This window comes from Methylobacterium sp. AC832, assembly GCF_979256025.1.
Map to the genome: position 1 here is coordinate 277506 of NZ_CEEDMV010000002.1, position 25005 is coordinate 302510.

Here is a 25005-nt window from a genome sequence, read left to right on the forward strand (position 1 = left end):
CAGCTAATGGCGTTCTTGAAGTAAAATTTCTAAATACGCTTCATTGCGACTTCTTCAGCGATCCTCGAAGCGAGAGTGTCGCGATCAAGGTTAGGTCCTGGGCCATCGATTGTTAGAGCAATAAAGAACTCGTGTGTACCCTGATGTTGGAATGAAGATTCCCGGAGCCTAATCTTGCCAAGATTATGCAAATCTTCGATGAGAAGGCGAAAGCTAGACGGAACAAAACGCCAGCAATGTACGTCCACGTAATCGCTAGACTGACGAGCGCGTTCCGCTTGAGCCACCGCAGCATCAAGGTTCCCGGCAAACTTGAGTTTTCCAACCGTTTGCGGTGACCATCCGATCGCATCTTCGCGGAGAACATCGTAAGCGATGCTGCTCATGATGGCAGTAGGTGTAGGCCGAGTGCGCTTTTCGTCATAAGCCTGAATAACCTCGCCGGCAAAAGTAAGCGGCTGAAGTAGATCAAAGCAGAACCGTTTGTCAGGAACTGCAAGTAGAAGTTGACCATTTTCTTTCAAAAAAAGCGTGCAATCATTGAGAAATGAAATCAAATCTGGTGTGTGTTCGATAACATGACTGGCTAATATGAAATCGTAAGAACGATCCAAGGGAATTGATTTGGAGAGTGATTGTCCATTGGTCACGTGATCGACATGCTCAATACACTCAATGTCCACATTCTGGGTTTCCGCATACTTTTTGCGAAGGCCGGACTGATCTATGTAATCTACGGTTTCAACCTTGAACCCTTCTGATTTCGGTAATAGGGGATTGTAGCTAGGGCCGATTTCCAAGCCGAAGCCGCTGTGGTCCAACATTGACAGTATGCTGTCACGCCTCGACACTTCTTGATGAGTAATGAAGCTCTTTTGCAAGAGGTTATTCGAAAGACTATTGAAACTAACTAGCTCTCCAAATGCAGCGCGTTCAATCGCAGGCCATTGCGCCGACGATCCGTACCGTTTCTGCACGGACTTGGCCGCTTCCAAAGCTATATGCGTATAGCGGCCATCCTCAATCATGGCGATGGCAAGACGTATCTTGTCCGCCCACTCAAGCTCGTTTGCCAAAAGACCTGTAATGCCATCGTCGATCGCGTTGCGAAAAGTAAATGTCGGCGATGCGATGGTAAGAGTTGCAACAGCCGCTGCCTCAAAGAATTTCAGTTCTGACTTACTATTCGTGAAAATGTTATCTTGCAGCGGCGCCAGGTTAATTTCCGTCGATCCAATTAGTCTCTGTAGATCTAGAAAATTAGTGAAAGGATGTACTTCTATTCTATCTTTGAGGGAGGATAAATCGGGAGGTAGATCCAGCATCCCGACTAAGCGTAAAATAACCCGTGGGTTTTCACGGAGTAATCTAGCTAAAGTAGGCGCAACAATGGCAAAATCGCGAGCGTGCGTCGGAGATCCACTAAAATATCCTATGTGAATATGATCGTTTCTTGCCCAATTACTTTTCTGTTTGACATCTACTATGATTTTACTGAGAGCGAGTTGCTCTTCGTTCAGATAATTGGGAACTATGACGGTGGGTAGGCCCGTGTCCGTAGCAATCTGAGAAGCCAGGAACAGATTCGTGGTAATGACGCCATCACACAGGCGGAGGGCTGTACCCATTCGTCCGATATAAGAATACCAATAATCCCATTGTCCGCTAGGACCAGTATCCTGGTTGAGAGAATTCATCAGTAAGGGGACATGCCGCGTATCGTAAACAAGATCGTCGAGATCGAACAGAACTCGCGTTCCCCGTCGGCGCGCCCGACGGATCAATCCTTCCACATCATTGTCGAAGCGAACGCGACCAAGCACAAGAACATCAGCCACATCAACGACGCTCTCAAGGCGCTCACCATCAGCTTGACAAAACCAACCTGCGCTCGTGTCTGTAGAAACGGCATTCACAGTTTGTACGGTGTTATAAACGCGGTAACGAAAAGTACTATTATCCGGTATTGTATAATAATAAGCAATTCGACGTGGGCGAGATGTTAGTGCGCGAAATCTCATATTAAAATCGAAATCCCAAGGATCTCTATAGGAATCTTGCTTTGGAAGACCTGTAAACATCGTTCTAGACCTCTTCAAGCCAATCAAGTGTCGGCGACAAAGTTTGCTCCCAGGAACGTTTCAAGCCTTGCCGCTCATAATTTGCCGATCGATCTAGGCCGTTCTGCACCAATGATATTCCTGAGCGAAGCGCTCCAAGCAGCGCGTCGACTGTGGGTTCGGCACAAATCAAATTATCGGAATATGTAGAGAGCGATTGTTTCAAGCCATAACTGTTCGTTACAGCTACAGCGCCGCAGGCCACCAAGTCGAGCGGAGGATAGCTTGGGTGAGGCGTCAGCATTAGCGAAAGTCCGAGATCCATGCTGCGTAGCATTGTGACATATTTATCCCAAGGGAGGCTTTCGACGATGGTAATGGGCATACCCCCAGGAAATGTCATGTTTGGTAGATCCCGACCGACGAAATGGATATTCCACTCGTTCGGCTTTAATATCCCTTGCTCAACCGCCGCATTAAGCGTCTGAAGCCCAAGAAGGTATAAATTCCGTGCATTGTTGGGTCGCGCGTAAAAGAAAAAGTTTCTTTTTTGTCTTTGAATACGATCGGGGAAATAGGCATCAATAGGGAAGGCGGGCTCAAACCAAGTGGCATATTCCCGAAGTCCGGTGATTCCTGTGTCGATAAGATGATCGTAAAGTAGCTTCGTGTTAATTACCCTTCGAAGCCCCGACGTTCTCATTGTATTATAAGCACGTAGTTGCTCGTCTCCATGAGAATAAAACATCCGTTCATCTTCCTGAAGGATGTAAACAACCCGATCGAGGGGGGCGGCTGCAAGAGTGTTTACCGTTGACCACCACGAGGTGGTGAGAAATACATCATCTTTACTTAGGTCGAGCGGGCGACCGGTCTTTGATATATCGGCATAGCAAAATTCGATGTGGTCTGGTGGTAGGACACCAAGTGAAACTAAAAGATTGGCCACGTTGTCGCGCAGTGGCTCTGCGCGCAATGTGGAAATACGTAATGTTGCCCCACGGCGCTTTGCCCAAAGTGCAGCCAGAATTGTAGCAGTGCCGACGCCACCGAAAAAACTATCAGCAGCAATGCTATCAGTTACCATGGTGATGCGTGGACGGACGGAGCGAGCGATGGAAAAAACAGGCAGTGGACGGAGGTCCAAAAGGCTTCCGTTTACGACATCTGTTGTCGTCAATAACGGCTTGGACGCGGAGCGTGAACTGTGAGCCGTGCTGCTAATGCTCGTTGCGTACGATTTGCCGATTCCCTGCGCAGAGATTGAATTTGTTAGAGCATTCTTTCGCTCGCGCAGGTATCGTATCCGCGCAGGAGTACGATGTGGTGTGAGGGCCCACCAGCATAAGCGCGCCGCTCGACGTCCAAAACGACGGATCGGAGGGGGGACTTGGGAAGCCAGGGAGCGCATGGATGACGTCGCACGCCAAGTCGTGCTACCTTCCATAGCTGCCAGTTGCCGATTAACAATATGCAAGCGCTCAATCGCTTGAGCCTGAGCGTCTTGCGCCATTGCAAGTTGCGCAGCCATAACATCATAATCGCTCTGAAGTAAGTTTAATTTCTTATGATAATCCTTACGTTGATTTGACGAGCATTGCTCTGCGGCAAGCAACTTTCTTTCTGCTGCCTCAAGATTGCGCTTAGATTCTGCCAACAGATGTAGAAGGCGAAGTTTCTCTATGTAGACACTGATAGCTGCATCGCTGGGTCGCTGTCCCCGTCGAAAAAGCATGGTATGTGGCAATATGAATGAGGCGTCGTATATAAGATCAGGCCAAAGACCGTGCTGCCCGAATTGCTTGATCCAGTCGATTGGTGGACGAACGTTGATATGAGTTTTTTCTTGAAAGTCGTAAGGGGAAGATGAGAATATTATTGTATCGGACGCCTGGGATATATGTTCGATCGCCCTGGCAGCTTCGGCGGGTGGCATGTGTTCCAAGACTTCGATGCAAGTAACTAAATCGTATCGGCCTGTGATCGGATCGGCTAAAGATGCCACATGACAATGCTCGCGCATGTCTGCGCGGACGTTCGCGATAGCAAATTCAGATATATCCGCACCTGTGGCTTCAATGCCGCGATCCCAGAATGCTTCTACAATCATCCCGAGCGCGCAGCCGGCGTCAAAGACCGTTTTTGGAGCAATCGATCTGATGATATGTTCGACAACTGTCGAATAAAAATTTAGCCAAGGTGGGGACCGCTCGTAGGCATCCGGCCCGCAGCCGGTTGCATAATAGTTTTTATCAAATAATTGATCTGCTTCATAGATAAGATGTTTGCTTTCTTTGGTTGGCACGAATTGCTCCTTTCCAGAAGTAAATTTTATCTTTACATTTTATAGGTCGACTTGGCTCTTGTGCAACCGATAATTTTAAGCGGAATAGCCCACGTTGACGGCGATTGGGAGCAGTTGGGGGTCATGTCAGGCATATCGGGTTCCGCGTGTCAGACATTGACATTCTGCACCTATCTCAGATTGTGACGATGAACTATGCTATTTCATTAAGTAGGGAAATCTCAAGATGCTCTGCGTTAAAAATAAGCAAGCTGCGGTTCGGGATTTTTTTTGAAAAAGAAATGGAATAATATTTATCTGCTGTATTACAAAGACTTTTTATTTCCTCGAATTTGATTTGCATGGAGGTTCATGTTTTGGTTTATTTTCGCAAAAATAGTCGTAATAGTGTTTTGAAGTGATGGGGGCTGCGTGCTAAGCTGCGAGCTACTTTGTACAGCCGTAAATATATCAGATTGGCATTGCCGGCAAAGTGACGTCCGTCTGCGGCGAGGGAATAATCTCGTTTTACAAAAAATTGTAAATCCCTGCGACGGGCCGGTATATTGTGGAGAATTGGAATAGTGTGCGTTCGCCCCTTCGAAGTGCGGGCAAGATGACTTTCGATCATGGGTACCAACTCGTGCCGCTTGGCTGTGACAACGTCTATCCAAGTTGAAATCGAAGCGATCCGGCACGGGTTAACGCGGAGCAATTCGATTTTAAGGAAAGGTATCTCTTCGACTTCAATAAGGTCGCGCCATAAAAAATGACTGGTGTTCGACGGTATTTTCAGGCTTTGCCCATTCGGGAATTTGCCGTTAAACAATGCCCTTATTCGGTAGCCATGTGAAATCAAGATCTGCGACAGGCCGATCTCGCCGTCCCGAATAATCTCGGCCTTCGTCATCTGATGGAAGGGCTGTTTGAATACGCTTCTGAAGGCGGCGCTGGCGTGTACCTTAGGCTCAAAGATGATGAGCCAGCTCTGCAGGTGGGGCTTTATTTCTTTGCTTTCGATGATCCCGTAAACGTCCGATCTCACGCTGGTCAGGCGTGCGAGAGCCCGGTTAAGATCGCCGATCGGGGCGTACACGCTGTCGTTCGCGATCATGAGCTGTCCGGAGACAAGGTCCGCGTACCGCTCGATGCCAAGCGCCCAAGAAGCAAAATCGTGGCCCTTGTTCTCTCGCAGAATAACATCGTGAGCGACAGATCGGAGACGCGATACATCGTTCCCGGACAGGCGCGAGGTGGAGACGACGACAATGTCGAAGCCCGCAGCCCGAATTGCCTCTAAGTAATAAATTACATAGTCGGCAAGGATATCGTCTTGATCAAAATGTGCGAACAAGCATAATTTGTTGAACATATGGAAATCCGAGGCGACGGTCGATGCGGAAAGGAATCTTTGCAGATTGCCGGTATGAGTCTATGCCGGGCGAAGTCATGTGATTTCTTGTTGCGAGCGAATTCGGTGTTGTGTGGGGATTGTCATGGCGCCTGCTTTCTAAATATTACCCCCGATAAGTCTAGTTTGCCACGGGCACCATCGATCAGTCCATGCCATATAGCGTTCCATGTCTCCCTCGAGAAGCGGTTATGGACGAGGTATGCGGCGATGCGCAGGGGAAGGGCCAGCAGTGTCTTGGCTTTGTGGGCGAGCGGCACGTGCGCCAGGCGGAGCATCGCCAATTGGTTGCGCAGGAAGGTGTAGAGCCGCCGCGGCGGCTGGTCGGTGAGTAACAGGCCGAAAGGGAGCCGGATCAGGCCGCGCCCGAGTTCATGCGCCATCAGGACATCGTCCGCCATCCAGATCGAGTAGCCGAGGTGATTGGCGCGCATGCACCACTCGATGTCGATGGCGTCGATGAAGAAATCCGCGCGGAAGGGGCCGATCGGCAGCGCTGCCTCGCAATCCACGAGAGAGCCCGAGGAGATGACGAACTGCACACGCGTGACATGCGCCTCGTCGTTGTCGCTCGCCTCAACCGGGGGCGCCCTCAGAGGCTTGCCTGACCAATCCGTCGGTCGCGGGCCAACGATGGCGGGGCGTTCGCCCGCCGCAGACAGGTGTCCATGGAGTGCTGCGAGCCGTGGGATCGTGCCCTCTTCTGGCAGGCTATCCTGATCGAGAAGGAACAGGAAATTGGCGCCCTGCTGGCGGGTATGATCCAGAAGCGCGTTATAGGCGACACCAAGGCCGAGATTGCCGCCGGGGCGCATCACGGACAGATCCGTCCCGTGTGCCGCCGCGCGGAGGGTTTCCTCGTCCTGCTGGGAGAATGCGGAATTCGCATAGATCACGATTTCCCGAACGTCGGGCGCCAGCACTCCGACGAGACGGAGAAGGTTCGACTGGTCGGGATGATAGATGACGATCCCGGCTATCGTCTGCGTTTGCGCGGACAAGGTGGCTTCCCGTTGCGGTACGTAGAGGCGGGACTGCCATTCCGGTGAGCGGCGCGCAAGCTGCGGACGTCGCGTCGCGGGAAACGGTTCGTCCGGGCGGATGACGGAACCTGCCGCGAGCGAGCCCGTTATGGTTCAGCTAAGAGACTCTCCCTTCACCCGCCCGGCTCACGCCGCGGCGGGTTTTTCGTCGCAGGGTGACGGCGCAATCGATCCTCACCGCCGCTACCGCGTTTCCCAGGTTCCAGTAACATCCGGGATGGGACACGAACCATGAGCGATGGCGCCACCGCAAGCGACAGCCCTTTCATCAAGGGGCGGAACGCCCGCCTCTACGGCAGGACACGCGAAAGCTGCCCCTATTCCGAGGGAAGCGACGATTACGCGGCTTGGATGCAGGCCTTCGACGAAGCCCCCGGCGGCGAAACCGAGACCGAAGCGGGAACCATCGATCCGCAGAACCCGACCTGACCGCCCGCCGTCCGGCCGGAAATGTCCGGCCGGCCTTCCCGTTTCGCTGTCGTCGTGCCCAGGTCTCGACGGGACAGCGATCGTGCGGTCTCGACCCTCCAAGCGCCGGAGTTCCGCATGAACGGACGAAGCCCGAAGGGCGGGTACGGCACCCGCGCCCTCTCTCAACACATCCTGCCCGCTGCGGGAACGATGATCGGGGTCTGCACGACGCTGGTGGGATTGGTGAAGATCGCCGAGGCCCGGATCGGCCCAAGCCATGTTGACGAGGCCGTTTCGCTGACGGCGATCCTGTTTCTCGCCAGTGCGGCGGCTTCGTATCTCTCGATGCGCCTCGACGATGGCCGTCCCTTCGCTCTCCGGTTGGAGCGGATCGCCGATATCTGCTTCGTCATCGGCCTCATCGGCCTGTCCACGATCACGCTCCTCTTCGCCTACGAGTCGATCTGAGCCGACGCGAACCGTTTGCCCGCCTGAGGATGACCGCCAATGTTCGACGGGGACCTCTGGCCGCGGGTCGAGGCGTGGCCCGCTCCTTCAGAGCCGACGCCGCGGCCGGCCGCGGCGCCGGAGTTGAGCCCCACCGCTTTATGAGGCCACGAGGGATCTGAGGGCGTCGGAGAGGTCGGACAGGCTGAGCTGGCCCTTCTGCAGCACTCGGTCGGCCTGGCCGGCGAGACGCCGGCGGTCGTCGGCGGTGACGTCCTTGGCGGTCAGCACCACGACGGGGATGTCGCGCCATTCCGGTTTCGCCCGCAGCGCCCGCAGGAAGCCGAACCCGTCCATCTCCGGCATCATCAGGTCGAGAAGGATCAGGCAGGGTTTCTTCACGGCCACCGCTTCCAGCCCGGCCCGGCCATGCTCGGCCGAGGCCACGCGCCAGCCCTCGCGGGTGAGCATCGCGGTCATCCGCTCGCGCACGTCAGCATCGTCGTCGACGACGAGCACCGGCCCATCGGACGCCCCTGCCTTGAAACGCTCCATCGCCTCCTTCAGGTGCCCCCATTCGATGGGCTTATGCAGGTAGTCGGTGGCGCCGAGGGAAAAGGCGAGGCTCTGCTCGTCGAGAACCGTCACCATGATCACCGGCGTCGCCCCGAGATCGGGGTCGGCGCGCAGGGCCCGCAGCACCGACCAGCCGTCCATGCGCGGCATGGTCACGTCGAGGAGGATCACGCGGGGCCGCAGGCTGCGCGCCAGCTCCAGCCCCTCGCGGCCGTCGGCCGCGCTCGCGACCCGGAAACCCTCCTTCTCGAGGAAGCGGGTGAGCAGGTCCCGCGTGGCGGGGTCGTCGTCGATGATCAGGACCCGATCGCCGGTCTTCGGCGTGGCTGCCGGCTGCGCCGGGGAGCCGTCGGGGGCCTCCTCCCGAGCCTCGGTGGCGGTCTCCCGGTATTGCGCCGGGATCCGGATGGTGAAGGTAGTTCCCTCCCCTTCCCGGCTCGCCACGTCGATCTGTCCGCCGAGCATGGTGGCGAAGGCCCGCGTGATGGCAAGGCCGAGGCCTGTCCCGCCGAAGCGGCGCGTCGTCGAGGCATCCGCCTGGGTGAAGCGCTCGAACAGCTTGGCTTGCTGCTCCGGGCTCATGCCGATGCCGGTATCCGTCACACGGAAGACAAGTGAGGTGGACCCGGCGATGCCTTCCTGCACGGCCGAGAGGGTGATCTGCCCGTTCTCGGTGAATTTCGCCGCGTTGCTGAGGAGGTTGATCAAGCACTGGCGCAGCTTGGTCTGGTCGGTATGGGCGATGCCGAGATCGTCCGCGAGATCGAGGACGAGGGTATTGCCCTTCTTGGCCACGAGGGCGTCCACGGTGGAGGCCACTTCCCGCACCATCTCGCCCACGGGAAAGGCCTCGGCATAGATCTCCATCCGCTCGGCTTCGATCTTCGAGAGGTCGAGGACGTCGTTGATCAGGCCGAGGAGATGACGGGCATTCGACTCGATCTTGCGCATGTCGGCGAGCAGGCTCTCCTGGCCGAGATCCTCCATCTCCTCCTGCAGCATCTCGGAATAGCCGATCACCGCCGAGAGCGGCGTGCGCAGCTCGTGGCTCATATTGGCCAGGAACTGGCTTTTCGCGCGGTTGGCTTCTTCCGCCGCTTCCTTGGCGGCTTCCAGCGCCTGCTCGGCCTCCTTGCGCGCGGTGATGTCGGTATGGGCGCCGACCCATTCGCGAACCGTCCCCGCCTCGTCGAGGATGGGGACGCCGCGCACGGCCATGTAGCGCCACACGCCGTCATGGCGGCGCAGGCGGTGCTCGATCTCGTAGAGGGTGACGTGGGTGACCGCATGATCCCAGGCGAGTTGCGTCTTCTCGCGGTCGTCGGGGTGGATCGCCGCGAGGAAGCCGTGGCCGGCGGCCTCCTTCGGCGTCTGGCCGGTGAAGCGGGTCCATTCGGACGGCGCGACCGTGAAGCCGCCATCCGGCGGAGTCGCCCAGACGATGGAGGAGGTAGCCTCGGTGAGAGAGCGGAAGCGCTGCTCGCTCTGGCGCGTGCGCTCCTCGGTGAGCTTGCGCAGGGTCTCGTCGGTGACGACGAAACCGACGCCGTCCACCGTCCCGTCGGAGAGGCCCGCCGCGCCTGGCAGCGGATAGACGCTGATCTGGAGATGGCGGACGCCGCCCGGCGCACTCGGGGTCGGCACCGCGACGTCGATATCGGGCGTGATCAGGCCGTTGTCGCGCGCCGCCTCGAATTTCGGACGGAGCAAGTCTTCGAGTTCCGGGAGGGCGGCCCAGATCGGGCCGCCGAGGGACGCCTGGAATCCGCGCGCGTTCATCGTTTCCAGGGCGCGGTTCATATGGCGGATCGACAGGGTGTGGTCGAGGAAGCCGAGGCCCACGGGGGCGTTGGCCAGAACTCCGTCGAGCAAAGCCGTCATGCGCTGGCTGTCACGGCGGCGCAGCAGGGCGATGCGGCCGAGGAGCGCCATCGCAGCCAGGGCCGAGGCCGCGCAGACGAGGGACAGGATCAGCCCGCGCCAGAATTCCGTCGTCTCGGAGCGGGCGAGGCTGTCACGGGCATGGTCCTGGCCGACCCGGGTGGCTTCGCGGATGCCGTCCATCATGCGCTTGCCCTCCCCGGTCCGGACGAGGGTCACGGCCGCTTCGAAGCCGCTGGCATCCCGCGCTTCCACCACCCGGCGGGCGAAATCCCGTTCACCCGTGATGAGGGTCCGCAATTCCTGGCGCCGGGCGGTTCCGGGGTCGGCGGATTCCGATTCCAGCCGGTCGAGCTCGCCGATCTGTCCGTCGAGGGTGTCGAGCGCCCGTTTGTAGGGCGTGAGGTAGTTCGGCAGCCCGGTCAGGGTGTAGCCGCGCATGCCCGTCTCGAGGTCCTTCATGGTCGAGAGCAGGCGCTCGTTCAGCGTGATGATGTCGTGCTGGCGGGTGGCCTCCGTTCGGCTGCGCTCGGCGAACACGTAGTTGGCGAGGCCCGCGATGAGGGCGACCGCGAACAGGGCGAAGGCGACGGGTGATCCGGGGATCCCCTTTAGGGCGGTGGGAACCGTCTTCGGGCTGCGCCAGCGCCAGAGGCGACGGGAGGAGGTCGGGGTGCTCATCGGGGCGGCTCGCGGTGATGTCGATGACGGATCGGTGGTGTGCGGGGGACGGCGCGTCCGGCGAATGCCTATCGTCGCAGCCGGTTGCCCAGCACGAAGCCGAACAGGCCCATCAGGATGATCCCGGCGGCGCCTTCGATCCCGACGAGGAGGTTGGTGAATCGCCCGACCGGCTTGACGCCGATCTCGGGAGGGTTCGCCGTCATCATGTTGAGGGCGCTGTAGCTGAGGAGGTCGAGGGGATTGTAGGTGGCGGCCCCGCTGCCGCCCTCGGGGATCAGCCCGCCGGCGATGCCGAACAGGGCGCCGAAGACGAAGATCAGGATCACGAAGGCACGGGCGATGCGCGAGAGGCTCTCCCCGTAATCGCACAGCCATTCCACGAACCGGTCGGCGACCCAGCGATAGCCCGATTGCAGGACGGGCTTCCAGGTTTGGGGCGCCCGGGTCCGTCGGGCCCAGGCCGCCCGCGCCTCGGCGCCGGCATGGAGCCGGCCCATGCGCCGGCCGCGCTTGTAGGCCCAGCTCGCCTCGTCATGGCTGCCGATGCTCTTCATGTTGTGCTCGATGGCGAGATAGCTCGCCTGAGCGGCCTCGTATTCGCCCGCGATCTCCTCACCGACGGCGCCGCCGAGCTGATCCACCCGAAAGCGGACGCCGGTGAGGAGCGCACCCGAGAACCGCGCATGGCGCAGACGGCACGACATCAGGTTGAGGCGCACGAGGTTGGTGTCGGACAGATCGGCCCCCGACAGGTCGGCCCCGTCGAGGGCGACGCCGGCGAGGCTGGCGCCGCGCAGGCGCGAGCCGGTGAGACGCGCCTTCTTGAGGCTCGCCCCGTCGAAATTGGCGAAGGTCAGGTTCATGTCGGAGAGGTTCGCCTCATCGAGGCGGCCGCCATCGAACCGGCTGTAATCGGCATCCGCCCCGGTGAAGTCGGCTCCCCAGAGATCGGCGCGGGCGAAGGTCGCGCCGTCCAGCAGAGCACGCTGCATCCGGGCGAAGCGCATCGTCGCGCCCGTGAAGTTGGCGTCCTCCAGCATGGCGTCGGAGAAATGCGCTTCGCCGCCGACGATGCCGGTGAAATCCGCGCCGCTGCAATCGGCCTCGCTGAAATTCGCTTCCTCCAGGATGGCGCCCTCGAACCGGGCCGAGCGCGCCAGTGCCCCGACGAGGGAGGCGCCGGACAGGTTGGCGCCGGACAGGTCGGCCTCGACGAGATCGGCTCCGTCGAGATGCGCGCGGGACAGGCCGAGGCCGCGATGCCTGCCGTCCCACCATGGGGGAGCCGCTTCGCCGGGCGGGATGCGCGCCAGCAGATCCTCGCGCCCGGCCCGGAGGCCGGACAAGGCGAGCCGGTCCTCATCCGCGCGGAAAGGACGCCCATCCGCCTCCGTGATACCGGCCAGAAGCCCATCGGTGGCGGCATGAGATTGGGCGGGGTCGCGAGCGGTCATGGCCTCAGCCGCGTCCCGCCCGCTCCGGCGCGGCATAGCGCAGGGCCGCGTCGAGGGCATCGTTGAGGGAGGTCACCAGCACGTCGGCGGAGGTGGTCCGGCGAAGGCGGTCGAGGGTCGAGGGATCGCGCTCGCGCCAGAACCCGACGAGCACCTTCACACCGGGAAGCTCCTTGCGGGCCTGGCGGACGGTGAGGCGGATCTGCGAGAGGCTGACCGGTTCGAGATAGGAGAAGCAGATCATCGCAATCTCGTCGGTGCGTTCGGGCCGTTTGTCGGCGCGCAGGTCGGCCAGCGAGGTCATCTGGGCGGCCAGACCATGGCGGCCGAGGATCTGGCTCAGCATCAGGGTCGCCGCCTCGTCGAAGGGACCGCGGCTCGAGACGCAGAGGATCGGGGTGGTGCCGCGCCAGTTCGCAGCGAGATCGTCCCGCGCCAGGACGATGCCGGCGCTGCTGCGATCCGGTCCGGCGGCGGCGATGGCCGCCGCCGCTTCGGCATTCGCGGCGGAGCCCGACCGCTTGATCGGCGCGAGCTTGAGCCTGTCGACCACGGTGCGGATCGCCGCGCCGACCTCGCTCTGGCGCGACCGGTCGAGGGCCCCGCGGGCGAGGTCGTCCTGGGCGAGGCGAAGGCCCGCCAGTACGACCTCGTCGTAATAGGTCACCAGCGCCCGCGCCTTCAGTACCTGCCGGCCCTGCTCGATCGCCTCGGCCGGGTCTCCGGCGAGCATGCGCTGGTAGAAGATTTCGGGCGGCGCCAAAGCGGGCTGGTCGCCGAGGATGACGTCGAGGAACCAGAGCCGGTCCACGTGGCGGCCGAGGACGACGAGACAGACCGTAATCGGCGTCGCGAGGACGAGGCCGATCGGTCCCCAGAGGAAGGTCCACACCGTGGCCGCCAGGATGACCGCCAGCGGCGAGAGGCCGGTGGAATGGCCGTAGAGCAGCGGTTCGACCACATGGCCGGCGATGGGCTCGACGATGAGGAACAGGAGCGCGGTGGCGATGACCATCGACCAGCCGGGATCCACCGCAGCGGCCAGGATCAGGGGCAGCAAGGCGCTGATCGCGCCGCCGATATAGGGCACGAAGCGCAGGATCGCCGCCAGCACGCCGAAGAGGATCGGGCTCGGCACCCCGATGAACCAGAGGCCGGTGCCGATGACCGCGCCAAAGGCGATGTTGAGGGCGAGCTGCGCCAGGAAGAACCGGCTGAGTCGGCTCGTGGCGTCGTCGATGGCCGCCGTGGTGCGGCGCAGGTCGCCCGAGCCGGCGAGCCGGATGGCGCGGTTCCGCAGGTCTTCCCGCTGCAGCAGGATGAAGATCGTGAACAGGAGGATCAGGCCTGCTGTGGCGAGCGGGTGCAGGATGGGCCCGACGAAGGCGCCGAGCGTCGTGGCGAGGGCGGCCTGCGGGGTCGCGACCACCACGTGGAGGGGGTTGGCGCGGCTGCCCGACCGGCCCGGAAGATCTTCGTCCTTCGGGGCCGCGGGCTGCAGTTCCTCGCCGAGGTCCTGCACCATGTCGACGATGCGAGACAGGGTTCCGCTGCCCGAGGTCGCCTCCTTCACCGAGGCGATCTTCTCGCGGATGGTGATCTGGTAGCGCGGCAGGTCGGAGGCGAGCTGGCCCGCCTCGGTGGTGATGAGCAGCCCGACCCCGATGATTGCCGCGAAAGCCGCCACCACCACAAGGGGCGCCGCCGCGGCGCGCGGCACCATCGCCCGCCTCAGCACGCGCACGGCGGGCACCAGGACGAAGCTGAGGAGGATCGCCAGGACCACGGGTACGATGATGTCGCGCCCGAAATACAGCATCGACGCGATGGTGACGACCAGCAGGCAAGAGGCCAGGATCGTGAACACCGGCATCGCCTGCCGCATCAGGCGCGCGGTGATGGGATCGTCACTCATGAAGGATGGGTCTTCTCGTCTCGACGCGTGTCAGTGGAAGCCCCGTCCCGACGGGACGCGCGAAGTCCTGGATCGGACCGTCGGTCAGGCCGGCGTTTCCGCGCCGCCCAAAGCCGCGCCGATCTGGGTGAGGAGCTTGGAGAAGTCGATGGGCTTGGGATGGTAATCGTCGCAGCCGGCCTGGATCGCCTTGTCGCGGTCGCCCAGCATGGCGTGGGCGGTGAGCGCGATGATCGGGATGTCCCGGGTGTCGCCGCTGGATTTCAGGGCGCGGGCCGCCGACCAGCCGTCGAGGATGGGCAGGTTCATATCGAGGAGGATCACGTCCGGCCGTCCGGCGCGGGCCTGCTGCACGCCGGCCTCGCCGTCATGGGCCAGGATGACGTCGTAGCCACGTCGCTTGAGACGGCGGGACAGGAAGTCCCAGATCTCTTCATGATCTTCCACCAGCAGGATCTTGGCCATCAACGGAACTCCGGCATCATCTCGACCCGACTCTTCGGGCCTGCGCTTGCGTGATCGTTCGTTCGGGAGGCCTGGATCCCTCTCGCACGACCACTCGTGTTGAAGACATCGGTCTCCGTGCCTGCCGGCCCGGCCACGACGTCCCTGCCCCCTCCGCCGCCGGCTGGAGCCGGATATGTCCGGCCGTGCGGCGGAGTGGTGCAAAGGCCATCGCCCTCTCCTCGCCCGGCCCCGGATGGTCGCTCCCCACGGCGGAGCGTCCTGGTGTCAGGCGTGACGATGAACTGCAACGCACCAATCGCGCTTCCGGTCCTCGATGCCGACAATTCTATCGTCCGTCACGGACGAGATACGAAGCGGCAAGGCGGGAAGAGATCGAATCCGTCGGCGGGGCCGGGAGGCGAAGACCGGACGCGGTGCTAAATTGCGCTCGTGACGAGGATCGCGGCGATGACGGCGACGGCATCCTCGATGAAGGCGGCCGGCCGGTCCGAACCGAAGGAGGCGGCCATCCACGCCCTCGCCCGGGAGCCGACCAGCGTTCCGATGACGGCGCCCGCCGCGCCCGCCAGGGCTCCGGCGACGGGCTGTCCGAGGCCCGTCCCGATCGCACCGCCGCACAGCGCGCCGCTCGCGATCCGCGCGGCGAACTGCACGGGCACGGTGCGGCTCGGCGTGGCGGGAAGCGTGTCCGTGACGAACTCGGCGAGCGCGAGAAGGGTGAGGATGACGGCCGTCGAGCGGTAGCCGAGAAAGGCGAGCCAGCTCCCGTCGAGGGAGATCCAACCGAGATGCGCCGCCCAGGCGACGGCCGCCGGCGCGGTCAAGGTCCGCAGTCCCGCCACCATCCCGATCAATCCCGCGAGAACGATCCCGGCCATGGAGTTTTCCTGCTGCGACGCCATCGTCGAAGCCGGAAGATCGACCGGGCACGGGCCAAGTCAAGGTGGGCTTAGGGAAGCGGCGCCGCGCGTGTCCCCGATACGATCGGCTCGACCGAACGAAAACGGGGCCCCGCAGGGCCCCGAAAATCCGTCACTCGCCGTCGATCTGGCGTCCGAGCTGGGCAATCGCCTTCTGGTAGACGGTGGCGGCGTTCCATCCCTGGATGGCCGCGAAGTTCGGCTCGCCCGGCTGGTAACCGGCTCCGGCCCTCCAGCCGTGGCCCTTGAGGAAGTTCGCGGTGGCGTTGAGCGCGTTGGGGGCGCTGTCGAGGCTTCCGCCGGTGCTGTAGGTCAGCACGTTCTTGGGCAGGAACTGGGTGTGACCGACCTCGCCATGGGCGGCGCCGCGGGTCGAGGCGTTGAGGATGCCACGATCGACGAGGGTGAGGGCCGCGTAGAGCTGGTCGGTGAAGAAGTCCGAACGGCGGCAATCGTAGGCGAGGGTCGCCACGGCGGAGAGCGTATTGATATTGCCGCGAACGGCGCCGAAGCCCGTCTCCATGCCCCAGATCGCCAGGAGCGGGCCGGCCGGCACGCCGTAGCGCTGCTCGATCGAGGCGAACAACGCCGCGTTGGTCTGTTTCAGCTTGCGGCCGCGCGCGACGATGGTGGGGCCGCCGCGCTTGGCCAGGAACTGGTCGAGGGTCAGGCGGAAGCTCTTCTGGCCCCGGTCGGCAGAAATGGTGGCGCCGGAATAGGAGGTCTCCATCAGGGCGGCGAGGCTCGCGGCGCTGGCGCGTCCCTTCGCTTCCTGCGCGAACTGGGTCTTCCACGCCTCGAAACCGCTGGCCGTGTTGCCGCATTGGGCCGCCTGCGCCGTGCCGGCCATGCAGGCCAGGGCACCGAGGCCGGCGGCGATGATGGCTCCCTTGTAGCCGCGTCTGGTCATCCGAAACTCCTTCGTCGCGGCAGCTCTCAGGAGACCGCCAGCTTTGCCGATCGCCCTAAGCCGTTCCGCATGGGAAGGCTACAACCTTGCTGAGGTGTCGGGGCGCCCGGTCCCAGTTCCCGACAAGATGTGATCTTACGGTTACCACCCTGACCGTCCGCGAGTGCCCTGCCTGAGCTCGATCCGGCAGCGTTGCACAATCCGCCGACTCCGCGATGCGCTCGATTCCGCTCGCCTCCGAGGGGGATGCGATCGGACGCATATCGCCTTGCGCCGTCGATAAGCAGGCTATTATGCATGCAAGACAAAGCAGTGGAAATTTACTGACGCATGAAATATCGGTTATTATGAAAAATATCACCTATTGATTCGTCACTAAATTGCATATTTAGAAGAATTACAATGTTTCTACTAGATATTGTCAGAATATATCATTGGTAATACTTGTGATCCCGGAGTGTTCCCGGAGCCGACAATGCAAGACCAAACAGGATGCCTGACAAACGCGGTGGGGCTCGACCGCCGAGCCGCCAACCGCTTGCCGTGGTTGCTGGCGGGCGGAGCCGCCCTCGTCCTCGCGGACACGGCCTGGGCCCAGGACGGCCCCGTGGTGCAGGCCGCGTCCCCGATGGCCGTGTCCCTCGATCAGATCACCGTCGACGGCGATGGCCGGAGGACCATCGGGTATCAGCCCCGGCGCACCAGTTTCGGGGCCGGGTCGGACACCTCGCTCCTCGACACGCCCGCCAACATCGCCGTGGTGCCCGCCACGGTCCTGCGCGACCAGGCCGTCCTCTCCCTCGACGAGGCCCTGCGGAACGTCAGCGGCACCGCCCAGGCCAACAGCCTCGGAGGCACGCAGGAAGGCGTGATCCGGCGCGGATTCGGGACCACGCGGGACAGCTCGATCCTGCGGGACGGCCGCCGTACGGTCCTGCAGCAGAACTTCAATTACGCCATTGAGCAGGTGGAGGTGCTGAAAGGGCCCGCCTCCCTGCTTTACGGCATCTCGGAGCCCGGAGGTCTCATCAACCTCGTCTCCAAGCGTCCCGAATTCACGTCACACGGCGCCCTCGGCATCACCGGGACGAGCTTCGGCGGCGGTCTCGTCCAGGCCGACGTGACCGGGCCGATCGAAGGCACCAACCTCGCCTATCGGGTGGTCGGCGATTTCCAGGATTATCAATACTGGCGCAATTTCGGAGCGATCGAACGACAGGTCGTGGCACCATCACTCACCTGGAAGGGCGACGACACCAAGGTGACGGTGGCCTACGAGTTCTCGCATTATAATATTCCATTCGACCGCGGCACCATCTTCGATCCGCGCACCGGCCGTCCCCTGAAGGTCCCGCGCGACCGCCGCTTCGACGAACGCTTCAGCAGCGTCGACGCCACGAGCCATCTCGCCAGCCTCGACATCGAGCATCGCTTCAACGACGATTGGCGGCTGCATTTCGGCTACAGCTTCAGCCATCTCGGCTACGACGACAATCAGGTCCGCGCGGTCTCGTACAATGCCGAGAGGGGCATGCTGACCCGAAGGGCCGACTCGACCCAGGGCGGCGACTTCAACGCGCATGTGGCACGCCTCGACCTGACCGGACGCGTCGACACGTTCGGCCTGCGGCACGACATCCTGGCCGGCGCGATGTACGAGCGGGTGGATTACTTCCGCAAGACCACCATTCGCGGAGCGAACCAGGGCGGCTTCAACGTCTTCGACCCGATCTATGATCGCCTCGGCCCGTCGAGCCAGGTTTCGCTCACGGGGAGCGACGTCCGCGACCGGCTCAACAACACCAGCCTCTATCTCCAGGACTCGTTCCACCTCACCGACCAGCTCATCCTGGTGGCCGGAATCAGCGCGCAGATCTACGATCAGCTCGCCTATGCCGGACGACCGTCCGTGGTCACCACCGACATCAACGGCGTGCAGCCGGTCCCGCGTGCCGGGATCGTCTACAAGCTGACGCCCGACCTCTCGCTCTATGGCAGCTTCAGCCGCTCGTTCCGGCCCAACGTCACCGATCTGGAGACCAACGGCTCCCTCGCCCCCGAGGAAGGCGAGGCCTACGAGGTCGGTGTGAAGGCGGATCTCGGCCCCGGCCTCACCGTGACGGGAGCCATGTTCGACGTCGAGAAGGCCAATGTGCTGGTCACCCAGGTGGTGGACGGGGCACGGCTCGCCACCACCGCCGGCAAGGCCCGTTCGCGCGGGTTCGAACTCGACTTCGCAGGTCAGATCCTGCCCGATTGGGCGGTGATCGGCAGCTACGGCTTCACCCAGGCCCTCGTGACCGAGGATCCCATCCTCGCGGGCAAGGAGCTTCAGAACACGCCGCGCGTGACGGCCTCCGCCTTCCTCACCCACCAGTTCGGCGCGGTGACGCGGGAGGGCGAGCTCGGCTCCATGCGCCTCGGCCCCGGTTTCCTCGAGGCCGGCTTCGGTACCCGCTATATCGGCGAGCGGCCGGGCGATGCCGCCAACACCTTCACCATGCCCCACTACCTCGTCTGCGATGCCTTCCTGGCCTATCGCACGGCGGTGAACGGTCGGGCGACGACGATCCAGCTCAACCTCAAGAACCTGTTCGACGAGACCTATTATACGTCATCGGCGGCCAGCAACCTGCTGGTGGCCGTGGGCGAGCCGTTCCAGGCCCTGGTGACGGCGCGCGTGACGTGGTGACAAGGGTCCGCTGAGGCGCTGACCCCGCGATCGTCCTGACAATGACGGGCCGGATGCCCTATCTGGCCCGTCGGCGTTTTCAGAAGGACAGCCTCATCCCGGCGACCACGTTGCGCGGCGCCCCGGCGAAGACCGAGCCCGTGGTGGCGGCGAGCACGCCCGCACCGTTCTGCAGGCCGCTCGTGGCGCTGAGGGAGTTCGCGAGGTTCTGGGCCGAGGAGACGTAGGTCTCGTCGAAGACGTTGCGGACTTCCGCGTAGAGGCTGATGCGTTTGGCGTATCCGCCGGGGAGGTCGGCCGCGTAATGCACGTTGGCATTGACGACGGTGTAGCCCGGCGCCTTCAACTGGTTGGCGTTGTCGAGGAAGAAGCCGTCCTGGACCACCGCTTCCACATAGGCGCCGAGGCCGGCGAGCGGACCCGTCGGCTGGTCGTAGCCGATGCGGGCGAGGAGCTGGTGGGCGGGCACGCCCGGGATGGCGTTGCCGGCGCGGTCGAACCTTTCGGTGAAGGCTCCGGCGCTGAGTTGCTCGGTGTATGTCGTATAGATCTGGTCGTCGAACGTGTAGGCGGCCACCGCGCGCCATCCGGGTGAGAAGGCCCAGTCGGCCGCGAACTCGATGCCGCGATGCTCCGAGGCCGGGGCGTTGAACGTGTAGCTCAGGAGCCCGGCGCCGGGGGATTGCGACACGAGCTCGTTGCGGAAGAACTCGTAGAAACCGGTCAGGCTGAGGCGCAGATTCTCCGTCGGAGTCCAGTCGGCGCCGAGATCGAAGCCGAGATTCTCCTGGGTCTGGAGCTGGGTGTTGCTGCCCGGAAGGCCGGCGGGGGTGATGAACAGGTTGCTCGCCGCTGGCGTGGTGTATCCCGTGGCGGCCCGCCCCCGGAACGCCCAGGCGGCGTTCGGCCGGTAGACCAGGGCGAGTTCGGGCGCGACGTTGAGGAAGCTGCGGTCGGTCGTCGCCACCGTCGTCGTCCGTCCCGCCGCCGAATAGCCGTAGGCGACGTTGCGCCCGGTGATGGTGGTGTTCTCCGCCGCGATGCCGAGGACGCCCGTCCACTGGTCCGAGAGCGCGACCTCCGTCCGGGCGCGGCCGCCGAGATTCGATTGCACGGCCTCCTGGTCGCCGATCAGCGCGCCGAGCGTCGGTCCGCCATAGGGCGCGCGGTTAAAGGTCGTGATGTGGTTGTCGATGGTGTTGTAGGCGAGCGCCACGTAGCCCACCGCCGGCAGGCCGAAGAGGTCGCCGCGCCGGGTCAGGTCGGTGAGGAAGTTCCAGGACGGATACGAGCCGCGCGACGAGGACGTATAGAAGGGCTGGTTGAAGTTGCGCTCGTCGAAGCCGAGCTGTGTGCGCCACGTGGTCTGCGCGTCGATATCGTGCTCCCAGCGAGCCGCCACGATGGTGCGGCGGTCCTTACGCCCGAAGGCGCCCTCGTCCGCCGTGACGGGCACGGTGGCGCCGAAGGCCCCGTTGATGCGCAGGTTCGTGAGCGTGCAGCCCGGGGCGGCGGTGGCCGCAGCCGCGCAGCCGCGTTGGTAGGGATTGATGCCGAACTGGTCGAGGGAGGAGCGGGCGGGAAGGTCCGCGTTCACCTGGTTGTTGATCACCTTCAGGGTGAAGCGGTTGTCAGGGGTGGGCGTGTAGCTCGCCAGCAGGTTGATGGTCTGGGTGTCGTAGGAGGAATGGCCCTGGTAGCCATTGCCGCGCGCGTCGCTGGCGAACAGGCTGATCTCCACCGGACCACTGGCGCCGCCAACGGTGAAGTAATTGCTGAGATAGCCGAAGCTGCCCGCCTCGGTGCCGATCTCGTAGCCGTCGATCTCGCGGCCGGTCCGCGTCCGGAAGGCCAGCGCGCCGCCGGTGGCGTAGTTGCCGAACAGGGCCGATTGCGGACCGCGAAACACGTCGATGCGGGAATAGGCGCGCGGATCGACGAGATCGAAGCGGGAGGCCCCGTCCGGCTGCGTCAGGATGAACCCGTCCTCCAGGACCACCATGTTCTTGGTGACGCCGGTGGAGCGGGCGTTGTTGCCCCGGATCGAGATGACGACGTCGCGCGCGCCGTTGCCCTGGCGCACGGTGACGCCCGGGCTGTTGACGAGGACCGAGCCGACATCCGTGGCGGGGCGATTGTCGATCGTGCCGCTGCGCCCGACCTGCGTCACCACCTGCCCCACGGGCTGTTCGATGACGCTGGGCGCCGAGCCCTGGGGCGAGGCGACGCCGAACCCGCTCCGGCCGGCCTCCCCGACGACGGAGAGTTCCGGCAGGGTGACGCCGTCCTCGGCGGCCTGCGCCAGGGCGTCGGCGCACGAAAGCGGTAGGGCGGCGAGGGCGAGGAGGGCGCGCCGGGCGCCTGTGCGGCGTGGGGCGTGAGGGGGACGGGTGCTGGGCATCGAGGGGGTTCGTTCCGGATCGCGGCAGAGGGGATGCGCCGTGGGGAGACGGCGCGCGCTGGATCAGGACGCGGTCGGCGGTGCGCGCGGCTGGCCGGAGGGGCGATGCGGACGGGCCGGCTCGGATGGCGGCGGGATCGGCCAGGCCAGCGCGTGCCATCCCTGGCGCCGCGCCACCGATGGCGCTTGGGGAACGAGTGGGCTCGACAGCCCGACGGCGCAGAGCGGACAGGCCTTGCAGGCCGGCGCGGCGGGAGACTGATCCCCGATGGCGGGGGAGCCCTCCGCATGACCGCAGATCGCCGAGAGCACGAGTGGGTCGACCGAGGCTCCCGGTACGGCGTGGTCCGCCATCATCCGCAAGCCGGCCAGCGGCGCGATCGCCTGTCCCCACAGGGCGAGCAGGATCAACCCGCTGCCGAGGCAGATGCGGATGGCGCGCAGGGCGCAAAACTGGCGGATAAAGTCGGTCACGGGGGCTGCTCCCGCGTCGATGACGTCAGGCCGCCGCCGGCCGCCGCGCTTGGCGCCGCAGGGCCTGAATGCCGAGGTCGAGCCCGATCATGGCGAGGATGGCGAGACCGGTCAGCGGAAACAGCGCGCCCAGGCCGAGGACCAGGGCGGTGACCGTGGCGGCGATCCGGCGGTCGCGCGGCCAGGGCGGGACGCCGAGACCGCCCGCCGGCCGCCGCTTCCACCACATGGTTCCGGCTGTGACGCTGAGAAGGATCGTGGCGAGGCAGAAGGCGAGCATCGCCAACTGGTTCAGCCGGCCCCAATACTCGCCCTTGTGCAGGCCGATTCCGTACTGGATCGCCTGCCCGACGCTGCCGAGATCGGCGAAGGCTACGTCCACCAGAGGGGCGCCGGTATATTGGTCGAGGGAGATCAGCCGCTGGCGATCGACTTCGCGCGGATAGATCGCGGCGGCATAGATGCCGGTGGGACCCTCGGGCAGCGCGACTTCGTAGCCGCGTGGCATGCCGAGCCCGTCGAGGATGGCCAGGGCCCAGTCGAGGCCGATGGCGGGCGCGTCCGCCGGTTGCGAGACCGGCATCGGCGCGTCCTCCATGGTCCAGCCCGCCTGGGTCAGCCGGTCCTTCATCGGCACGGCGGACACCGCCTTCCCCGCCCACAGGGCGCGCGGCTGGCCGAGCCCCGCCTCGTTCGACAGGGCGCGGACCTGTTGGCCCCACCAGACCGACCAGGGCAGGCCGGTGATCGCGAGGAAGAACAGGCCGGCGCCGGCCACGAGCCCGGTCACCGCGTGGAGGTCCCGCCACCAGACGCGCTTGGACGGCCTCGCCCGGACTGTCACGACACCACCCCCCTGCCCGCGCGGCCACCACAGATAGGTGCCGGTGACGACGAGGATGATCGCGAAGCCTGCCACCACCTCCACGATCCCGTTGGCGACCGTGCCGAAATAGCTGAGGCTGTGCAGGCGCCTCACCACCATCATCGGGTCGTTCTCGGTGTTCACGACGTCGAGGACATCGGCGTTGTAGGGGTTGAGGTAGACCTGAATCCGGCTGCCGCCCTCCCTCATGGTCACGAGGGTGGAGGCGGTCGCGGAGGCCGGGCCGGTGAAGGAGACCGGCACACCGCCCGGAACCGCTTCGGAGGCGGTGTAGACGAGGCGGCTCGCGCTCACGGGCGCCCGGTTCTGCGCCGCCACCTCGGTCCGGTGGGCGAAGAGCGTGGCGTTGATCTCGTCCTTGAACAGGTAGATCGCGCCGGTCGTCGAGAGCAGGACGAGGAAGGGCAGGCACAGCAGGCCGGCGTAAAAGTGCCAGCGCCAGACGGCGCGATAGATGCCGTCGCGGGATACGCGCATGGCGTCGGCCCCGCGAAATGCGTGGGTGCCGCCCTGGGACGATGGGGTCATCGGGAACAATCCGGGTCTGAGCGATCGAAACGGTCTGATCTCTCAGGCGGAAGGCGGACCTCGCGATCCGATGGATTGGTCGGGCGGTGCCCGCGCGGCGGGGACCACCACATCCGGACGTGGCGGAAGCGGGGTGGGGCGAGCCTGCCAGACCACCGTCGCGAAGGCCGTGTCCGGTCCCGGCGCCTGCGGTCCCGCATGGGCCGCCGTGCAGCACGCATGCGCGCAGGCCGGGCTCGCATCGGCGGGATCGCCCGGCGCGTCATGCCCGCAGAGGGCGCTTCCCCATCCCGCCGGGGCCGGTGGCGTCATCGTGCCGAGGAAGGCCTGGAGGCACAGGCCGTAGAGCGCGATCATGGCGATGATCGCGCGCAGGCCGACCGTCCCTGGCGAGAGCTTCCGCATGATGAGGCCTTACGGCACGGGTTCGCGCGCCGTCAACGTGGCGCGCGGATCGGTGGTGTCTCGGTGTGCGGTATGGCTGTGGGCGACGGAGCGGGTGATGTCTTTCCTTTCTGCTTTCCCGAAAGGACGAGCTGAAAGTGCACGTGCCGGCCCTACAACTTGCTGTCGCGCGTCGCCAAAGCCAGCGCCGCTTCTTGCGTGACCTCGGAGGTGGCCGCCACATTCGGGCTCACGCCGACACCGCCCCAGTTGCCGCCCGTTATCGGATTCGCTGCCCTGCCGGTCGGCACGACGACGAAGAAATCCGAGCCGAGCTCGTTGAGGCCACCCGGATTGGCGCCCCCGCGCGTTTTCTCACCGACGATGGTCGCGCGCTTCAGGGCCTGTAGATCGTAAGCGAACTCCTCGCCTGCCGAATATGTCTTGGGACCGACCAACACGTAGACCGGCTTGCCGAGGTAGCTCACGCGGGTGGGCGAACTCCAGAACGACTCCGTTCGGAAACTCGTCGTTCCGCGATTGCGCCAGATCAGATCATTGATGTGAACGCGCTGGCTTGGATCGAGAAAGAAGCTGACGAGGTAGGCGACGGAAGCCGGATGGCCGCCGCCATTGTCGCGCATGTCGACGATGAGCGCAGCGGTGTCCGATAGGTCCTGCATCGCCTTGTCGGCGGCCGGCTTGAAATCCCCGGGCGGAATGAAGCTGGCGAGGTGGATGTATCCGACATTGCCAGCCAACCGCTTCACCTGAAAGCCGGTCCCTCGCATGTCCAAAGGCTTGGGCCGGTTCGCGAAGGGATCGCCATGGATCACCCTCACGTGGTTGTCGCTGGTAAGCGACCGCAGGCGTTCGGTGAGTTGCGTGGCGAACTCGCCGGGATCGCTCGCCTTCGCATAGGCATGGGCATCCAGATCACGTTGGATTGCATCCGCGGCCTGCTTTCCCAGATCGGGGAATACGTATCCTTCTCTCAGCTCGGCGGCGATGCCGTTCACGACTTTCCTGACCGTGTCCTGGGCGAGGGGCGCACGCTTCAAGCTTTCCGTTGAGATATCGGCTTTGGAAATGGAGGGTGCCGCCATGTTCGCCAGTACAGTTGTGCAAAATACTGCTGCGACAACGGATCGACGACGGCGCATGGCTAAACCTCCA

18 protein-coding genes are annotated in these 25005 nt (G+C 63.4%); 3 read left to right on the forward strand and 15 right to left on the reverse strand.

The annotated features are described in order from the left end of the window. Positions 1-29: 29 nt before the first annotated feature. The 4 genes from AC0IXR_RS08555 to AC0IXR_RS08570 form a co-directional block, all read right to left on the reverse strand. On the reverse strand, positions 30-2081 hold the full coding sequence (locus AC0IXR_RS08555; protein WP_471760416.1) for a methyltransferase domain-containing protein: 2052 nt from the start codon (positions 2079-2081) through the stop codon (positions 30-32). Between the two features lie 4 nt (positions 2082-2085). Continuing rightward, complete coding sequence (locus tag AC0IXR_RS08560) at positions 2086-4365, reverse strand: class I SAM-dependent methyltransferase (RefSeq protein WP_471760417.1); 2280 nt, start codon at positions 4363-4365, stop codon at positions 2086-2088. A gap of 361 nt (positions 4366-4726) precedes the next feature. Further along, positions 4727-5716: a rhamnan synthesis F family protein gene (locus AC0IXR_RS08565; protein WP_471760418.1), complete on the reverse strand. Its 990-nt coding sequence runs from the start codon at positions 5714-5716 to the stop codon at positions 4727-4729. 122 nt (positions 5717-5838) lie between these two features. Next, a complete protein-coding gene (locus tag AC0IXR_RS08570; RefSeq protein WP_471760419.1) occupies positions 5839-6756 on the reverse strand; it encodes a glycosyltransferase in 918 nt (305 codons plus the stop codon). Positions 6757-7029: 273 nt separating this feature from the next. On the opposite strand from AC0IXR_RS08570, the gene AC0IXR_RS08575 reads away from it, so the two are divergent. Together AC0IXR_RS08575 and AC0IXR_RS08580 are read left to right on the forward strand one after the other, a co-directional pair. Further along, positions 7030-7227 carry a hypothetical protein gene (locus AC0IXR_RS08575; RefSeq protein WP_471760420.1) on the forward strand — a complete coding sequence of 66 codons (198 nt, stop codon included), beginning with the start codon at positions 7030-7032 and terminating at the stop codon, positions 7225-7227. A 117-nt stretch (positions 7228-7344) separates the two neighbouring features. Further along, positions 7345-7677, forward strand: coding sequence for a hypothetical protein (locus AC0IXR_RS08580; RefSeq protein ID WP_207411950.1), 333 nt, complete (start codon positions 7345-7347; stop codon positions 7675-7677). Positions 7678-7815: 138 nt separating this feature from the next. Here AC0IXR_RS08580 and AC0IXR_RS08585 read toward each other — a convergent pair whose 3' ends face one another. The 6 genes from AC0IXR_RS08585 to AC0IXR_RS08610 form a co-directional block, all read right to left on the reverse strand. Then, positions 7816-10794: a response regulator gene (locus AC0IXR_RS08585; RefSeq protein WP_311275283.1), complete on the reverse strand. Its 2979-nt coding sequence runs from the start codon at positions 10792-10794 to the stop codon at positions 7816-7818. Positions 10795-10862: 68 nt separating this feature from the next. Continuing rightward, positions 10863-12251: a pentapeptide repeat-containing protein gene (locus AC0IXR_RS08590; protein WP_471760421.1), complete on the reverse strand. Its 1389-nt coding sequence runs from the start codon at positions 12249-12251 to the stop codon at positions 10863-10865. Between the two features lie 4 nt (positions 12252-12255). Continuing rightward, the gene (locus AC0IXR_RS08595) at positions 12256-14166 is read right to left on the reverse strand and encodes an AI-2E family transporter (RefSeq protein WP_056427234.1); all 1911 of its coding nucleotides are present in this window, start codon (positions 14164-14166) and stop codon (positions 12256-12258) included. Positions 14167-14250: 84 nt separating this feature from the next. Further along, positions 14251-14631: a response regulator gene (locus AC0IXR_RS08600; RefSeq protein ID WP_018043373.1), complete on the reverse strand. Its 381-nt coding sequence runs from the start codon at positions 14629-14631 to the stop codon at positions 14251-14253. Positions 14632-15050: 419 nt separating this feature from the next. Further along, the gene (locus AC0IXR_RS08605; protein ID WP_207411948.1) at positions 15051-15512 is read right to left on the reverse strand and encodes a DUF4126 family protein; all 462 of its coding nucleotides are present in this window, start codon (positions 15510-15512) and stop codon (positions 15051-15053) included. Between the two features lie 154 nt (positions 15513-15666). Beyond that, entirely contained in the window at positions 15667-16464 is a 798-nt protein-coding gene (locus AC0IXR_RS08610; protein WP_056427226.1) for a lytic murein transglycosylase, read from the reverse strand. Between the two features lie 475 nt (positions 16465-16939). On the opposite strand from AC0IXR_RS08610, the gene AC0IXR_RS08615 reads away from it, so the two are divergent. Beyond that, positions 16940-19156, forward strand: coding sequence for a TonB-dependent siderophore receptor (locus AC0IXR_RS08615; RefSeq protein WP_461233768.1), 2217 nt, complete (start codon positions 16940-16942; stop codon positions 19154-19156). 79 nt (positions 19157-19235) lie between these two features. Here the strand turns inward: AC0IXR_RS08615 and AC0IXR_RS08620 are convergent, their stop codons facing one another. From AC0IXR_RS08620 to AC0IXR_RS08640, 5 genes are all read right to left on the reverse strand, one after another. Next, on the reverse strand, positions 19236-21557 hold the full coding sequence (locus AC0IXR_RS08620; protein ID WP_461233769.1) for a TonB-dependent receptor family protein: 2322 nt from the start codon (positions 21555-21557) through the stop codon (positions 19236-19238). Between the two features lie 63 nt (positions 21558-21620). Next, complete coding sequence (locus AC0IXR_RS08625) at positions 21621-22031, reverse strand: hypothetical protein (protein ID WP_461233770.1); 411 nt, start codon at positions 22029-22031, stop codon at positions 21621-21623. Between the two features lie 25 nt (positions 22032-22056). Next, positions 22057-23445 (reverse strand): PepSY-associated TM helix domain-containing protein, encoded by a 1389-nt coding sequence (locus AC0IXR_RS08630; RefSeq protein ID WP_461233771.1) that lies wholly within the window; start codon positions 23443-23445, stop codon positions 22057-22059. A gap of 42 nt (positions 23446-23487) precedes the next feature. Continuing rightward, the gene (locus AC0IXR_RS08635) at positions 23488-23850 is read right to left on the reverse strand and encodes a hypothetical protein (RefSeq protein ID WP_056453094.1); all 363 of its coding nucleotides are present in this window, start codon (positions 23848-23850) and stop codon (positions 23488-23490) included. Between the two features lie 152 nt (positions 23851-24002). Next, positions 24003-24992 (reverse strand): S41 family peptidase, encoded by a 990-nt coding sequence (locus tag AC0IXR_RS08640; RefSeq protein ID WP_056427210.1) that lies wholly within the window; start codon positions 24990-24992, stop codon positions 24003-24005. Between the last annotated feature and the right edge of the window lie 13 nt (positions 24993-25005).

Bases quoted from the DNA above. Each gene is read 5' to 3' on its own strand.
- AC0IXR_RS08585 (WP_311275283.1), bottom strand. From the start codon at position 10,794: ATGAGCACCCCGACCTCCTCCCGTCGCCTCTGGCGCTGGCGCAGCCCG.
- AC0IXR_RS08565 (WP_471760418.1), bottom strand. From the start codon at position 5,716: ATGTTCAACAAATTATGCTTGTTCGCACATTTTGATCAAGACGATATC.
- AC0IXR_RS08580 (WP_207411950.1), top strand. From the start codon at position 7,345: ATGAACGGACGAAGCCCGAAGGGCGGGTACGGCACCCGCGCCCTCTCT.
- AC0IXR_RS08635 (WP_056453094.1), bottom strand. From the start codon at position 23,850: ATGCGGAAGCTCTCGCCAGGGACGGTCGGCCTGCGCGCGATCATCGCC.
- AC0IXR_RS08575 (WP_471760420.1), top strand. From the start codon at position 7,030: ATGAGCGATGGCGCCACCGCAAGCGACAGCCCTTTCATCAAGGGGCGG.
- AC0IXR_RS08595 (WP_056427234.1), bottom strand. From the start codon at position 14,166: ATGAGTGACGATCCCATCACCGCGCGCCTGATGCGGCAGGCGATGCCG.
- AC0IXR_RS08605 (WP_207411948.1), bottom strand. From the start codon at position 15,512: ATGGCCGGGATCGTTCTCGCGGGATTGATCGGGATGGTGGCGGGACTG.
- AC0IXR_RS08640 (WP_056427210.1), bottom strand. From the start codon at position 24,992: ATGCGCCGTCGTCGATCCGTTGTCGCAGCAGTATTTTGCACAACTGTA.
- AC0IXR_RS08615 (WP_461233768.1), top strand. From the start codon at position 16,940: ATGCAAGACCAAACAGGATGCCTGACAAACGCGGTGGGGCTCGACCGC.
- AC0IXR_RS08555 (WP_471760416.1), bottom strand. From the start codon at position 2,081: ATGTTTACAGGTCTTCCAAAGCAAGATTCCTATAGAGATCCTTGGGAT.
- AC0IXR_RS08630 (WP_461233771.1), bottom strand. From the start codon at position 23,445: ATGACCCCATCGTCCCAGGGCGGCACCCACGCATTTCGCGGGGCCGAC.
- AC0IXR_RS08590 (WP_471760421.1), bottom strand. From the start codon at position 12,251: ATGACCGCTCGCGACCCCGCCCAATCTCATGCCGCCACCGATGGGCTT.
- AC0IXR_RS08610 (WP_056427226.1), bottom strand. From the start codon at position 16,464: ATGACCAGACGCGGCTACAAGGGAGCCATCATCGCCGCCGGCCTCGGT.
- AC0IXR_RS08600 (WP_018043373.1), bottom strand. From the start codon at position 14,631: ATGGCCAAGATCCTGCTGGTGGAAGATCATGAAGAGATCTGGGACTTC.
- AC0IXR_RS08620 (WP_461233769.1), bottom strand. From the start codon at position 21,557: ATGCCCAGCACCCGTCCCCCTCACGCCCCACGCCGCACAGGCGCCCGG.